Source organism: Haloarcula sp. CGMCC 1.2071 (assembly GCF_037078445.1).
GTDB lineage: Archaea > Halobacteriota > Halobacteria > Halobacteriales > Haloarculaceae > Haloarcula > Haloarcula amylolytica.
This window is the reverse complement of sequence record NZ_JAYMGY010000002.1, coordinates 510,010-522,735: the sequence shown is the minus strand read 5'-3', so window position 1 is coordinate 522,735 and position 12,726 is coordinate 510,010. Positions and strand designations below refer to the sequence as shown.

Sequence of the window (12,726 nt, the reverse complement as noted above, 5' to 3'; positions counted from 1 at the left end):
AATGTACCAGCCTGCGCCCTACGCCGACCCCGAACTGTACAGACCGACGTATCCGCCGCTGACCGTTCGTTCCCTCCTCGGAGTGCTGACTGTGTATCTCGGCTTCCTGGCGATACTCTCACTGAGTCCGGTCCTTGTGCTGACGGCGCTGGCCTGTCTCTTCGTCGCTATGCGGTAACCGGGCGCGGGGCTTTTGCCCGTCCCAGCCCTCCGTCCGGCCGTGCGGGAGTTTGACTTCGAACTGGCGCTGTGTGCCCACCTCGAACGCGAGGGCCACCTGGTGAGCCGCCAGCTCGGCGGGGCCATCCACGGCCGGCGCGTCCTCGACACCGTCGTCGTCGAGCCGGGCCCCGAGTTCGACGAGCGGGCGGCCATCACTGCCGACCGGCTGCCGACGGCGGCCATCGAAAGCACCGTCGGCCCGGGTCGGGCGCGGTACTGGAAGGACGCCTTCGACTGCCACCCCGACCGCGCCGAGCGGGCCGTCGAACTGGCCGTCGATCGGGGCTTCTTCGAGCGCGAGCGTCGCGGCGGTCGGACGTACGTCCGCCAGACGACGCGATACCCCGACTGGGTCGGCGAAATCGTCGCCATCGAGAACAAGCCGGACCTGGGCCGGCCCGGCGACCTCGAATCGCAACTGCGGACCGACGTGTCGCTCGCGCTCGCCGACCGCGTCGTGCTGGCGACGGCCTCCTACGTCACTGGAGCCCACCTCAACCGGATCCCCGACGAAGTCGGCGTCTGGCGGTTCGACGCCGACAGCGGAACGATAGACGTCCGTCGGAAGGCGACACCACTGCCGACCGACGATACCGGCGTCGAACTGCTGGAGGAGGGGCCGGTCCGGACGGACGTGCGGATCGTCGATTCCGCTGAAAAGGCCCGCGCGCGTCGGCAACTGGCCGAGCGAGCCTACGGCAAGGGGTGGCGGAGTTTCGACTACCCAGCGTGTGACCACTGTTCGCCCGACAGCGACGGGAGTCCGTACTGCCAGTGGAAGGATCGAGCTGTCCGCGAGAGCGACGAATGCGGCCCGGACTGCGGGGGCTACGAGGCGGCCGACCCGCCGGCCGTCGACGGCGACTCGCTCCGGGCCGAGCGGACGCCGTGGCGGGCGGACCCCGACGGGCGCAGGCGTCGCCAGTCGGGACTGGATCGGTTCGGCTAGGAGAAGTCGTCAACGCTACCGGTCGTCGTCGCTTGACGACGCGTTATCGGGCGGGACGCCGCCATCGCCAGCGGTCGGACGGCCGTGCTGTTCGTAGTTGTCTTCGGTCACCGTCGGAGCCTCGGTTGCGACCTGCGCCGCGTGCTTCCTTCTGGCCTGATAGTTCGCCGCGGCCGCGAGCCCGATGCAGGCCACCAGTCCGACGACGAGCACCCAGTCGATGCTGCCCACGATGACCTGTTGGGCGGCGACTGCGAAGACGCCGCCACCCAGCGACAGCCCACCGACCTCCGCGATGCCGCGCCTGTCCATACAGCGGCATTATCCGCCAGTACCTATAAGCTACGGCCTGTTTCACGGAGCCGAATGGGCCATTAGAGCGTGAACCGCTCGCCGTCGAGTCCGATGTCGTCGGCGAAGGCCCTGTCCGCGGGGACGTAGTGCGCGGTGTGGACGATGCGGTAGTCGTCGGCCCCGATGTCGGCGGCGAAGTCCCGTGCACCGGTCAGGGTCATGTGTTTCGTCCCGAAGGTCCGCGGAACGCCGTCCTCGTCGTGGTGCGTACCGCCTTTCGGGTGATACTCGCAGGCTTCCGGATGGACGATGCCCTCGACGAGCGCGAGGTCGGCCCCGGTCAGCACGGATTTCGAGCGGTCGGGCACGTCGTAGCAGGTGTCGCCTGAAATCGACAGCACCGCGCCGGTCTGTGGTTCCTCGATTCGCAGGCCGTAGCACAAAAGCGGCGGGTGGGTGACCGGGACGAGCGTCACTTCGAAGCCAGCGACGGTGAACGGCTCGAAGGGGGTCTGTGCGTGGACCGACACCGTATCGAGGTAGTCATAGCGGCTCCGGACGCCCTCGGCGACACTCTCGCCGGTCACCGGGTCCGTCTCGTCGGCGGCGTGGACCGGCAGTTCGTCGAACAGTCGGTAGGCGTTGCCGAGGCCGTCGAGGTGGTCGAAGTGGACGTGCGTGACGATGGCCGCGTCCGGCAGCGGGACCGACTCGCGGAGGAACTGGTGGCGGAAGTCCGGGCTCAGGTCGATGAGCAGCGACTCCCCGGTTTCGTCGTTCGCCACGGCCACGGAGAACCGCGACCGCTCAACGCCCCCGGTCGGGTCGATGCCGCGCTCGCGGACGCGGGCCCGGAGTTCCTGGTCGGGGTCGCGCGCCCGTTCACACGTCTCGCAGTCGCACTGGACAGTCGGCGTCCCCGTCGTGTCGCCGGTCCCAAGCAGCGTGACCTCCATTACCGTCCCTTCGGAGGGCGACCCGCCTAAGCCCCTCGCTTTCGTTACTGGGTGTCGGCGATGTCCTCCGGATCGACGCCCTGTCGTTCCATCGTCGCCGCCAGCAGGGACTGTGCGCGCTCGTCGGAGAGGTCGTCGAACAGGCAGTCGAAAAACCCTTCGAGCAGTGCCGGTCGGATGCGCAGGTCGACGTACTCGACCTGTTTCCCGGCGATAACCACGTCTACGTCCCACTCGCCTTCGTCGGGGTCGGTCATGCGAACGTCGACCCACGACTCCGCGGGGTCGTCTGTCTCGGTGAACACGTCGTCGTCAGCCATGGCTACAGGGAATGTCCCCTGTATTGATAAGTAAATCGCTGGTACCGACGGCCAAAACGGACGCTTAAACAAGTGAGACGCCGCTCAGTGGTCGTGGTCGTGATCGTGGTCGCTGCCGCCGTCGCCGGAGAAGCCGCCGCTCCCGGCGACCAGGGCGTCGGCGTCGCCGTCCATCATGTCCATGTTCTTGAGGTTGTCCCGCTCCTCGAAGTCGATGATGGCGTCTTCGAGATCCTGTTGCGTGAGCGTGGTCCGTTCCTCGGTCAGGGCGTTGAGGACGGCCTCACGGAGCACGAGTCGGAGGTCGCTGCCGGTCAGCCCCTCGGTTAGCTCCGCCAGCGTCTCGGGGTCGAAGTCGTCGATCTCCATCTGCTGGGTGACGATACGAAGGATGTCCGCGCGCATCCCGTGGTCTGGCTTGGGGAAGTTGACAATCTCGTCGAAGCGCCGCCAGGCGGCGGCGTCGAGCTGGTCCGGGTGGTTCGTCGCGCCGATGAGCAACACCTCGTCCTGAATCAGGGATATCTCGTCGATGCTCTTGAGCAGGGTGTTGACGGCGCGCTTGATGGCGGCGTGTTCGTCGGAGGACCGGGTCTTGGCGACGAAGTCGAACTCGTCCATGAACAGGATACACGGCGAGAGCCGCTTTGCGACCTCGAACACCTTCTCGACGTTCTTGGCCGTCTCGCCGAGGTACTGGCTGGTGATCATCGACAGCTTCACTTCGACAAAGGGGAGGTCGAGGTCGTGGGCCAGCGCGCGAGCGACGCTGGTCTTGCCGGTCCCCGGCGGACCAACAAAGAGGAGTTTGCCGATCTCTCGCAGGCCGATACGGGCGAGGTAGTCGCGGTGCTCGATGGCTTTGACGATTTTCTGAATCTCGTCTTCCTGGTCGGTGGTCAACACCAGGTCGGCCAGGGTCATCTCCACCTCTTCGGGGGCGCGCACGTCGACCAGGTCCAGCATCTCCTCGTCGTCCTCGTCGTCGGTGTCGAACGCCTCCTCCAGTTTGGCGTCGATGAACGCGCGGTCGGCGCGCGACGGTCGGTTCTGCTCGCGGGCCCGCTCGTAATCCGCACCCTCGACCTGGTCCTCGAAGGCTTTCGCCAGAACCGGGTTGTCTTCGAGGGCCGCGGCGTCGACCCGTTCGAGGAACCACTCCTCGGCGAGGTCGCGGTCCGTCATGGAGATGCTCCCCGAGAAGTCGTCGCGGTCGGTGAACATCAGGCCGGAGATGGCCGCCCAAGGCCGCTCGACGCCGGTGGCCTCGCTCGCGGTCGTGTTGGTGACCGACAGCGGCCGTTCGATCTCGCCGTCGCTCCAGAAGACGGACCGGTACGAGGCCGGGAGGTCGTCCGGTTCGAGGTCCCGCCGCTCGCTGTAGATAGTGGCCGTCAGCAGAAACTCAACGACATCCAGTTCCGGATTGCTCATTCCCACTGATGTTACCACGCAACCGGTATAAGTCACTCGAAGCCCCGGTGACCGACACCAAGGTAATATACCCCCTCTGTGTACTCCCAACGTGGCAACTGATAACACATTAATCAGCGTGTATCGGAACCGCATCGGCGAGCCGACGACCGACGACGAGGCCTACGGCTACTGGCTGTTCGTCATCGGCATCGTGCTCGGTATCGTCGGCCTCCTTCTGTTTTACCTGACAGCATCGCGGAGCACGCCCCGGCAGTTCGGCTATCTGCTGGGAGCTATCGGGCTCATACTGCTGTTTGCGGGACCGACGATCAGACTGCCGCTGACACGGCGTGGGCTGATACTCACCTATCTCGGTGCCGTAATCGGACTGGTCGCGATGGTGTGGTTCACCACGTTCTATCCATCGAACTGGACCGGCCCCGAGGGGAACCCGGCAGTGACGCTGTACATCGTCGGCCTCGGGCTGATGGCAGTCGGTGCGGTCGTTTCCCCGCTGCTGACCGGGCGGAAAGAAGCCTACGACGAGGCGGTTCAGACAGCGCAGGAAGCAACCGAAGTGGCCGAGCAAGCCACACAGGACGCCGACCAGGCGTCCCGGGAAGCGACACAGCAGTCTGAAGTTGCCGACCGAGCGACCCGCAAGCGCAACAGGCTGGCAGAGGAGTTGGCGACCAGCGAGGCCGCCCGCGAGGAACTCGCGACCGTCACCGAGGCGACAGAGGCGGAACTCGCCGCGGCCCACGCCACCATCGCGGCCGCGATGGACAGCAAGGCGACGTTCGAACTGTACGAGGACTCGGCGGGCAAGTACCGCTGGCGGCTCCGCCACCGGAACTCCAATATCATCGCCGACAGCGCACAGGGCTATTCGTCGCGCCAGAAGGCGATGCAGGGGCTCCGCAGCGTCCAGTCCAACGCCGCCGGCGGGACCGTCGTCTTCTTCGAAGACGCGACCGAGGACGACACCGCCGAGGACGTGCCGGTCGTGCCGGCTCCCGAAAGCGACGCGACGTTCGAACTGTTCGAGGATTCGGCCGGAGAGTTCCGCTGGCGCTTGCGCCACGACAACGGCAACATCCTCGCCGACAGCGGCGAGGGGTACGCCTCGAAGTCGAACGTCCGACGGGCGCTGCAGAGCGTTCGCGCGTACGTCCCCGGCGCGGCGTATCTCAGGGTCGACCCCGTCGCCTACGAGGTGTACGCCGACGCCGCCGGCCAGTTCCGCTGGCGCTTGCTCCACCGCAACGGCAACATCCTCGCCGACAGTGGCGAGGGGTACAGCTCCCGGTCGAACGCCCGGCGGGCGGCCCGACGGGTGAGCGAACTCGCGCCCGACTCCGAGGTCGACGACGGCTTCGAGGTGTATCAGGACAACGCCGAGGAGTGGCGCTGGCGGTTGCGTGCGGCCAACGGCGAACTTGTCGCCGACAGCGGCGAAGGCTACGCGAACCGGTCGAAAGCCATGGATGCCGTCGAGCGGGTCCAGTCATACGCCGCCGACGCCGACCTGCTGGATATCGGGAGCGCAGCGTTCGAAGTGTACGAGGACAAGGGCAACGAGTGGCGCTGGCGGCTCCGCCACCGGAACGGCGAGATCATCGCTGACTCCGGCGAGGGGTACGCCGAGCGCAACAAAGCCGTCGCCGCCATCGAGCGGATCAAGCGCCACGCCCCCGGTGCAACACAGGAAGAGTAGCGGCGACCGAGACGCCCCGGCGGGCAATTCCCCGTAGCGAGGAATAGCCGAATTAATTAAACAGGGTTCGGTCGAAGTTACACCTATATGACAATAGATGCACTCGAAGCGGCCGGACTCACGCGCATGGACGACAGCAACATCGCGGCGTTTCTGTCGAACCAGCGGGTCGGCGTGCTGGGCCTGCCGACCGAGAACGGACCGTACATGATTCCCCTGTCGTTCGGGTACGACGGTGACCGCTCGCTGTATTTCACCTTCATCGGTGGGTCGGCGAGTCGCAAACAACAGTTGACCGAGGCGGCAGCGAACGCGGCCGTGCTCGTGTACAAAGTCGAGTCGATGTTCCACTGGGAGAGCGTCCTGCTACAGGGCGGTATCGAAGCCGTCCCCGAGTCCGAGTGGGACGAACTCGCGGACGTGCTCGATACGGCGTGGCGGCCGGAGCTGTTCGAGGACGCCATCGAGGACGGCGACATCACAGTCTACCGGTTCCGCATCGACGAAAAGGAAGGGCTCAGACACGCCGGCCTGCCGCCGGGGTTCGAACAGGAGTGAGCCCACTGTTCGACTGTTGCGGGAAGCGGGTGGCCCGGTCGGAGACAACGGTTCCCCCACTGTGTAGAGTTTGTCAGGTTTTAACACAGGCCGAGACGTTCCGTTGTCCATGCCCACACCTGTCATCGTGGATGCAGTCAGAACGCCACAGGGAAAGGAGGACGGCGCACTCGCCGGCGTCCGGAGCGAAGACCTCTCGGTGCCGCTTATCAACCAGTTGCTCGCGTCGACTGGCGTCGAGGCCGACGACGTCGACGACCTGCTGTGGGGGTGTGCCCAGCAGCGCGGGGAACAGGGCAACAACATGGCCCGGGTCATCGCGTTGTTGTCGGACCTCGGCGAGAGCGTCCCCGCGTCGACGATCAACCGCTGGTGTGCGTCCTCCGCCGAAGCGCTGATGCGGACCGCCGACGCCATCGCGGCCGGCCAGCGCGACGTGCTCATCGCCGGCGGCGTGGAGTCGATGTCCCGCGTACAGATGGACGAGAACACCCACAACGTCCACCCGCGACTGGCCGAGCACTACAACATCGGCGAGCTTCAGATGGGAATGACCGCCGAGAAGGTCGCCAGCGAGATGGCGGTCAGTCGGCAGGAACAGGACGAGTACGCGCTCCGGAGCCACCAGCGCGCCGCCGACGCGACGGAGTCTGGTCGCTTCGACGACGAGATCGTCCCCATCGAGACCGAGGACGGGCAGTTCAAAGCGGACGAGGGTATCCGTCCCGACACCACGCTCGAAAAGCTGTCCCAGCTACCGACAGTGTTCAAGTCGGACGGGTCAGTCACACCCGGCAACGCCTCGCAGGTTTCTGACGGCGCGGCGGGACTGATGGTCACGTCACGCGAGTTCGCAGAAGACCGCGGGCTCGACATCCTGGCGGAGATCGGTTCCCACGAAGTCGCCGGCGTCGACCCGACCGTGATGGGTATCGGTCCGGTCCCCGCCGTCCGGAAACTCACCGAGCGCACCGACCGTGAGACGGACGACTACGACCTCGTGGAACTCAACGAGGCCTTCGCCTCCCAGTGCCTGTACTGCCAGCGCGAACTCGGCTTCGACGACGACATCTACAACGTCAACGGCGGCGCAATCGCCATCGGCCACCCGCTCGGGGCCTCCGGCGCGCGCCTCCCGGTGACGCTCGTCCACGAGATGAACCGCCGTGACGCCGAACTTGGCCTGGCGACGGAGTGTGTCGGCTTCGGCCAGGGTGCGGCAATCGAGTTCCGACTGCCCTGACTGGCTGCTATCGGTGCGGTTTCAGTACTCTACCGCGGGCCGTCGTTTTCGAGTGCGTTCCATCGTTTTCGAGTCCGCTGTTTGCGAACGGTGAGGCGCTCGCGCGAACGATATGAGAGAAAAGACAGTCGCTAATCGGCAGCCATATCGCCGGCCGCCGTCGCCTCAGCAGGACTCGTCAGTGAGTGGATGTAGTCGTCGAGGTCGAGCGCGAAAGTGGCGTCGGTCGGGAGGTCGACCCACGAGAATTCGAACTCCGCGCCGCGCTCCTCACCCGTCCCGGTGACAGTGTGCACCCAGTGGTCCCGGGACTCGTGGACGGGAAGGTGGTAGAACGACCGGACGTACCGCTTCGGGGGCGATTCGCGACGCGTCCAGACGTCGGTGGCGATGTGTTGCAGGCGCTCGAAGGAGGCGAGACCGCTCTCCTCGACGGCTTCCCGTTGGACGGCGGCCCTCGGTTTTTCGCCCGGTTCGACGGTTCCCTTCGGTATCTGTAGCCCGTCGTGGCCCGGCCCGTCGAACACCAGGAGTTCCGATCCGTTTCTGGTGATGTAGGCGCAGGCCTTCTTCACGTACGTCGCCCGCTCTGGTTGCATACTATGCGGTAGCGACAGCAGACATATAGTACTACCCACATATCTGCCTAAAATCATATTAGGACACCGGATGGCTGAGAGGAGGAGTGAGCGGGCGCAGTACGCCGGTAGCGGGGCACCCCAGTACACTGACGCCGTCATTCTCGGTAGCGGATACGCACTGTGATGGTGGCAGTTCCGGCAGTAGATGATCCTCTCTAAATATTAATTTTAGGTAATATTAAAAGGATTAAAGTAGTGTCAACCAGGAGTACTGTGTATGGACGGTCACATCACACCCGAGGAGTGGGAGCGAATCGAAGCGTTCGCACAGAAACCGAGCTACCTGCGCCGCCCGGAGCATCTACTCCCCGAAGAAGCCACGGAGGACGAAGAGAGCGTGGACGGAGCGGTCGCGGGCGACTGACAGGAAGCCGTGTTCTGCAGAACCGACCACACCTGACCCGTTGTTGTTCGTTCTCGGAGACTTATCAGACTCGCTTCCGTTGAGATAGCCATGAGTCTTCAGTCGATGTTCAATGACATCCCGTTTGTCAAGCAGCTAGGGATGGAAATCACGGCCGTCGATGACGGCTATGCAGCAGGCGAACTCCCGTTGGAAGACGGTCATTCCTCGAACCCCGAGTCGATAATCGCACACGGTGGCGTCACGTACTCGCTCGTCGACACCGTCGGCGGGGCGGCCGTCGTCTCGCAATCCGGCACCGTCTCGCCGACGGTCGACATGCGGATCGATTACCTCGCGCCCGCAACCGCCGATTTGCGGACTGAGGCGGAGGTAATCCGGAGCGGCGGGAGCGTCTCCGTCGTCGACGCAGAAGTGTACGACACCGATGGCCATCACATCGCGAGCGCTCGCGGCACGTACAAGACGGACGGCGACCGCGGCGAGTCGCCGTGGACAGAAGGCGTCGACGAGTCAGACGTTACACGGCTTACCGACGACTAGTCGCCACTGACCATTTTCATCCCGTCGCGGACGGACTCCCGACGGCCCAGCAGCGTCACCATGTCGCCTTCTTCGAGGACGTAGTCGGCCGTGGGTACTTCGGCGTTATCGTGGAGTTCGCCACTGACGAGCGCGACCAGACAGGCGTCGGGCAGCATCGGTCCGACCTCGCTGATCGGCTTGCCGATGAGGTCCGGGTTCTTGACCTCGACCTCCTGAACGTCCCCGCTGCGACCGATATCGGTCATCCAGTGGGCGATGGCCGGGCGCTCGATCTGGTTGTCGATGGCCCAGGCCGTCGCCATCGCCGAGGAGATGGTCCGGACGCCGAGGTCCTCGAAGGCCTCGACGTTGTCCGGGTTGTTCGCGCGGGCGATGACGCGCTCGACACCGAACTTCGAACTCGCAAGCTGTGACACCAGCAGGTTCGCGTCGTCGTCGCCGGTCGCCGTGACGACAGTCTTGGCGTTTTCAGCCCCGGCCGACCGCAACATGTCGGTGTCGGTGCCGTCGCCGATTTCGACGGCATAGCCTTCGTTGCGGGCTCGTTCGACGCTCTCTTCTTCCTGCTCGATGATGACGACGTTCTCGCCCCGGTCTTCGAGGCGTGCGGCGAGCGCTCGGCCCACCTGTCCGCCGCCGACGATGATGATTCGCATTGGTATCACATCCAGTTTTTCCGCGATGAATCGCGCCAGCCCGCCCTCGAACAGGGCGGTCGCAAAGATGACGAGGAAGACAGTGCCCAGCAGGATATCCGCCTGCGTCCCCAGTAGTTCGGCCTGTGCCCCGGTGACCTCTTCGGCTGCAGCGTTCAGTTCGACGGCAAACAGCGTGGCGACAGATGCCGGAATAATACCGCGCGGGCCGACGAAGCTGACGAACAGTTTCTCGTTGGTCGTAAACCGGTCACCGACGGCCGAGACGAACACCAGCAACGGCCGGATGACCAGCGCGACGGCGAGAACGACGATAATTCCAGACAGTCCGACGTCGATGAGCGACGCGAGCTCCAACTGGGCCGCCAGCGCGATGAACACGAACGACAGCACCAGCAACGTGATGTCGCCTTTGAACTCCTCGATGTCTTCCTCGTAGGGGTGGTCGACGTTCCCGAGCGCCATCCCCGCCGTCGCGGCGGCGGCGACGCCGGCCTCGGTCGCTATCGTGTTCGCGCCCGCGTAGGCGATGAGCGCCCCGGCGAGCACGAGCAGTCGGGAGTTCCGCGGTGCGTCACCGGGCGAGAGGTCGACGTACTGGAGGAGGTAGTACACGATGCCGGCGACGATGAGACCGACGAGCAGCCCCGTCCCCAGTCGAAGTGCGAACGCCCGCAACAGCCCCTCGCTCGACGCCGCAGGGTTGACCGTCTCGAAGATGACGACGGCGATGATCGCCGCGGTCACGTCGTTGACGATCCCTTCCGTCTCCAGCGCGGCGGCGACGCGGTCCCGGACCGGGACGACGTCGAGAATCGGCGTGATGACCGTCGGGCCAGTCGCGACCAGCAGCGCACCGATCAGGAACGCGAGGTTCCAGGAGACGGCCGCGGAGTTAAACGCGAACTTGACGGCGATAGCGGTCCCCACGAGCGCGATGGCCGCACCGACGGTAACGAGCCTGAACGTCGCGGCCGGGGCCTCCCGCAGGCGGTCGAACCGGAGGTGGTAGGCCCCCTCGAAGACGATGATTGCGACCGCTAAGCCGACGATGGCGGACAGCGCCCCGCCAAAGGTACCGTCACCGATGATTTTCAGTCCGGGCTGGCCGATGATGACTCCCACCAGTAAATAGAAGATGATACTGGGGACGCGCAGGCGCGCGGCGAGGACCTGTGCAAGGACGCCAAGTCCGATGATGCCGGCGACGAGCGGAATCAGTATCCCCGAACTACCAGCCACAGTTGGCCTCCATCTGTCCGGCCTATCGCGTCGCCCTCGTATAAACGCACTCACTCAGCGGTACACGAGGACTCTATCGGGAGCCCAGTCCACGGCCGATGTGACGCTGGCTATGCTTCGCGGTTGTCGAGGGCCACGAGCACGCCCCGGACGTTCAAGCGCATCTCGGCGCGACCCTTCCGCTCGCCCCAGAGGTCGGTGTCGGCCCGCTCGAGGAAGTAATCGATGACAGCCTCGTCGTCGTCGAGTTCTTCGCGCTTGCGCTCGACTTCGGCGACCCACTCGGGCAGAATCTCGGCGTACGTCTCCAGTTTGTCACCGGTCTCGGCCGGGCCGTAGTGGCCGAACATGAGGATTTCGGGGTCGAGGTCCTGTAACATCGCCACGTCGTCGAGGGCCCCCTCCAGCGTGAAGTTGACCGGCGGCGTCGTGACGTGCATCTCGTCGGTCGACGGCGTGTAGATACCGGCGGCGTCGGCGGTGAACACACCGTCGACGACGGGGTCGTAGAAGACGACCTGGTGTGGGGCATGGCCCGGCGCGTGCATGACGTCCAGCGAGTGGTCGCCCAGGTCGATCACGTCGCCGTCGGACAGCGTCTCGATGCGGTCCTCGGGGACTGGAATCGGCTTCCCGTAGTACTCGATCTGGTCGCCGACGGCGTGTTTGGTCCCCTCCCAGAGCCGCTGGGGGTCGACGAGGTGTCGCTTTCCGGACTCGTGGACGTACACCGTCGCGTTCGGACAGTCCTCGACGAGGTAGCCGGCCCCGCCGGCGTGGTCCAGATGGACGTGCGTCGCCGCGATGACCTCCAGGTCCTCGGGCGCGATACCGACCGACTCCATCGCCGAGAGGATGTTCTCGTGGCGCGCGCCGATGCCGGTGTCGACCAGCGCCGGCCGCTCGGCGTCGATGATGTAGACGGAGCCGTACTCGGCTACGTCGTACATCCCGGTGTCGACGTAGTGGACGTCTGTGCAGTCCCCGACCGTCACCTCGTAAACGTCACCGATTCCCATACACTTCCTCGTGACCGGCGGGGGCAAAACCGTTGTGCTGCGGCTGTCCTGACAACCAATAGTCAAGAAGGGCAAAGCCATTTACCCGGAATCAGAAACACCACTGTATGTACGACGCCGTACTCGTTCCGACCGACGGCTCCGAGGGGTCCGTAACCGCGGCCGAACACGCCATCGACCTCGCACAGCGCCACGACGCGAATCTGCACGCGCTGCACGTCCTCGAAACCGAGCAGGTAGTCGAGCAGATTCCCGATTTCGAGGACAGCAGCATCTTCGACCGCCTCGCCGCCGCCGGCCAGCAGGCCGTCGACGACCTTCGCGCGCAGGCCGAAGACGCCGGCATCGACACGGTGACCACGGCGGTCGAGCAGGGCGTCCCCCACGAGGAAGTCGTAGACTACGTCGAGCGCAACGACATCGACGTCGTCGTGATGGCGACGGAGGGGCGGACCGGGCCGTCCAAGGAACTCATCGGCAGCGTCACCGAGTCGGTGGTTCGGGCCTCACCGGTGCCGGTGCTGGCGGTCAAGGTCGGCGGCGAAACGTAACGGAGGAGACGCACAAGTCGACAGTCGGGCCA

At 65.3% G+C, this 12,726-nt stretch carries 15 protein-coding genes; 8 read left to right on the top strand and 7 right to left on the bottom strand.

Annotated elements, in window-relative coordinates:
- The first annotated feature begins 1 nt into the window (after position 1).
- Both VI234_RS06655 and VI234_RS06650 read left to right on the top strand, forming a co-directional pair.
- Positions 2 to 178 (top strand): hypothetical protein, encoded by a 177-nt coding sequence (locus VI234_RS06655; protein WP_336329568.1) that lies wholly within the window; start codon positions 2 to 4, stop codon positions 176 to 178.
- A gap of 42 nt (positions 179 to 220) precedes the next feature.
- Positions 221 to 1,171: a DUF5787 family protein gene (locus tag VI234_RS06650; RefSeq protein ID WP_336329567.1), complete on the top strand. Its 951-nt coding sequence runs from the start codon at positions 221 to 223 to the stop codon at positions 1,169 to 1,171.
- Between the two features lie 15 nt (positions 1,172 to 1,186).
- On the opposite strand, the gene VI234_RS06645 is transcribed toward VI234_RS06650, so the two are convergent.
- From VI234_RS06645 to VI234_RS06630, 4 genes are all read right to left on the bottom strand, one after another.
- Positions 1,187 to 1,483: a hypothetical protein gene (locus tag VI234_RS06645; RefSeq protein WP_151102749.1), complete on the bottom strand. Its 297-nt coding sequence runs from the start codon at positions 1,481 to 1,483 to the stop codon at positions 1,187 to 1,189.
- 62 nt (positions 1,484 to 1,545) lie between these two features.
- Complete coding sequence (locus VI234_RS06640; RefSeq protein ID WP_336329566.1) at positions 1,546 to 2,421, bottom strand: MBL fold metallo-hydrolase; 876 nt, start codon at positions 2,419 to 2,421, stop codon at positions 1,546 to 1,548.
- A 44-nt stretch (positions 2,422 to 2,465) separates the two neighbouring features.
- The gene (locus VI234_RS06635; RefSeq protein ID WP_008307078.1) at positions 2,466 to 2,741 is read right to left on the bottom strand and encodes a hypothetical protein; all 276 of its coding nucleotides are present in this window, start codon (positions 2,739 to 2,741) and stop codon (positions 2,466 to 2,468) included.
- 84 nt (positions 2,742 to 2,825) lie between these two features.
- Entirely contained in the window at positions 2,826 to 4,175 is a 1,350-nt protein-coding gene (locus VI234_RS06630; RefSeq protein WP_008307079.1) for an ATP-binding protein, read from the bottom strand.
- A gap of 118 nt (positions 4,176 to 4,293) precedes the next feature.
- Between VI234_RS06630 and VI234_RS06625 the strand changes: the two genes are divergently transcribed.
- The 3 genes from VI234_RS06625 (at position 4,294) to VI234_RS06615 (ending at position 7,675) form a co-directional block, all read left to right on the top strand.
- The gene (locus tag VI234_RS06625; RefSeq protein WP_008307080.1) at positions 4,294 to 5,874 is read left to right on the top strand and encodes an HVO_2922 family protein; all 1,581 of its coding nucleotides are present in this window, start codon (positions 4,294 to 4,296) and stop codon (positions 5,872 to 5,874) included.
- 87 nt (positions 5,875 to 5,961) lie between these two features.
- The gene (locus VI234_RS06620) at positions 5,962 to 6,432 is read left to right on the top strand and encodes a pyridoxamine 5'-phosphate oxidase family protein (protein ID WP_049942749.1); all 471 of its coding nucleotides are present in this window, start codon (positions 5,962 to 5,964) and stop codon (positions 6,430 to 6,432) included.
- A gap of 109 nt (positions 6,433 to 6,541) precedes the next feature.
- Positions 6,542 to 7,675, top strand: coding sequence for a thiolase family protein (locus VI234_RS06615; protein ID WP_336329565.1), 1,134 nt, complete (start codon positions 6,542 to 6,544; stop codon positions 7,673 to 7,675).
- Between the two features lie 131 nt (positions 7,676 to 7,806).
- Here the strand turns inward: VI234_RS06615 and VI234_RS06610 are convergent, their stop codons facing one another.
- Positions 7,807 to 8,274 carry an NUDIX hydrolase gene (locus VI234_RS06610; protein ID WP_336329564.1) on the bottom strand — a complete coding sequence of 156 codons (468 nt, stop codon included), beginning with the start codon at positions 8,272 to 8,274 and terminating at the stop codon, positions 7,807 to 7,809.
- Between the two features lie 259 nt (positions 8,275 to 8,533).
- Here VI234_RS06610 and VI234_RS06605 point away from each other — a divergent pair, with 259 nt between their 5' ends.
- Both VI234_RS06605 and VI234_RS06600 read left to right on the top strand, forming a co-directional pair.
- The gene (locus VI234_RS06605; protein ID WP_008307084.1) at positions 8,534 to 8,680 is read left to right on the top strand and encodes a hypothetical protein; all 147 of its coding nucleotides are present in this window, start codon (positions 8,534 to 8,536) and stop codon (positions 8,678 to 8,680) included.
- A 90-nt stretch (positions 8,681 to 8,770) separates the two neighbouring features.
- Positions 8,771 to 9,223 (top strand): PaaI family thioesterase, encoded by a 453-nt coding sequence (locus VI234_RS06600; protein ID WP_008307085.1) that lies wholly within the window; start codon positions 8,771 to 8,773, stop codon positions 9,221 to 9,223.
- Here the strand turns inward: VI234_RS06600 and VI234_RS06595 are convergent.
- Together VI234_RS06595 and VI234_RS06590 are read right to left on the bottom strand one after the other, a co-directional pair.
- Positions 9,220 to 11,124 carry a cation:proton antiporter domain-containing protein gene (locus tag VI234_RS06595; RefSeq protein ID WP_336329563.1) on the bottom strand — a complete coding sequence of 635 codons (1,905 nt, stop codon included), beginning with the start codon at positions 11,122 to 11,124 and terminating at the stop codon, positions 9,220 to 9,222. The genes VI234_RS06600 and VI234_RS06595 overlap by 4 nt on opposite strands.
- Before the next feature lie 110 nt (positions 11,125 to 11,234).
- Complete coding sequence (locus VI234_RS06590) at positions 11,235 to 12,143, bottom strand: MBL fold metallo-hydrolase (RefSeq protein ID WP_336329562.1); 909 nt, start codon at positions 12,141 to 12,143, stop codon at positions 11,235 to 11,237.
- 107 nt (positions 12,144 to 12,250) lie between these two features.
- On the opposite strand from VI234_RS06590, the gene VI234_RS06585 reads away from it, so the two are divergent.
- Complete coding sequence (locus VI234_RS06585) at positions 12,251 to 12,694, top strand: universal stress protein (protein ID WP_336329561.1); 444 nt, start codon at positions 12,251 to 12,253, stop codon at positions 12,692 to 12,694.
- Positions 12,695 to 12,726: the final 32 nt, after the last annotated feature.

Excerpts from the sequence above, each read along its gene's own strand:
- VI234_RS06655 (WP_336329568.1), top strand. The coding sequence starts at position 2 with ATGTACCAGCCTGCGCCCTACGCCGACCCCGAACTGTACAGACCGACG.
- VI234_RS06645 (WP_151102749.1), bottom strand. The coding sequence starts at position 1,483 with ATGGACAGGCGCGGCATCGCGGAGGTCGGTGGGCTGTCGCTGGGTGGC.
- VI234_RS06640 (WP_336329566.1), bottom strand. The coding sequence starts at position 2,421 with ATGGAGGTCACGCTGCTTGGGACCGGCGACACGACGGGGACGCCGACT.
- VI234_RS06635 (WP_008307078.1), bottom strand. The coding sequence starts at position 2,741 with ATGGCTGACGACGACGTGTTCACCGAGACAGACGACCCCGCGGAGTCG.
- VI234_RS06630 (WP_008307079.1), bottom strand. The coding sequence starts at position 4,175 with ATGAGCAATCCGGAACTGGATGTCGTTGAGTTTCTGCTGACGGCCACT.
- VI234_RS06620 (WP_049942749.1), top strand. The coding sequence starts at position 5,962 with ATGACAATAGATGCACTCGAAGCGGCCGGACTCACGCGCATGGACGAC.
- VI234_RS06615 (WP_336329565.1), top strand. The coding sequence starts at position 6,542 with ATGCCCACACCTGTCATCGTGGATGCAGTCAGAACGCCACAGGGAAAG.
- VI234_RS06610 (WP_336329564.1), bottom strand. The coding sequence starts at position 8,274 with ATGCAACCAGAGCGGGCGACGTACGTGAAGAAGGCCTGCGCCTACATC.
- VI234_RS06605 (WP_008307084.1), top strand. The coding sequence starts at position 8,534 with ATGGACGGTCACATCACACCCGAGGAGTGGGAGCGAATCGAAGCGTTC.
- VI234_RS06600 (WP_008307085.1), top strand. The coding sequence starts at position 8,771 with ATGAGTCTTCAGTCGATGTTCAATGACATCCCGTTTGTCAAGCAGCTA.
- VI234_RS06590 (WP_336329562.1), bottom strand. The coding sequence starts at position 12,143 with ATGGGAATCGGTGACGTTTACGAGGTGACGGTCGGGGACTGCACAGAC.
- VI234_RS06585 (WP_336329561.1), top strand. The coding sequence starts at position 12,251 with ATGTACGACGCCGTACTCGTTCCGACCGACGGCTCCGAGGGGTCCGTA.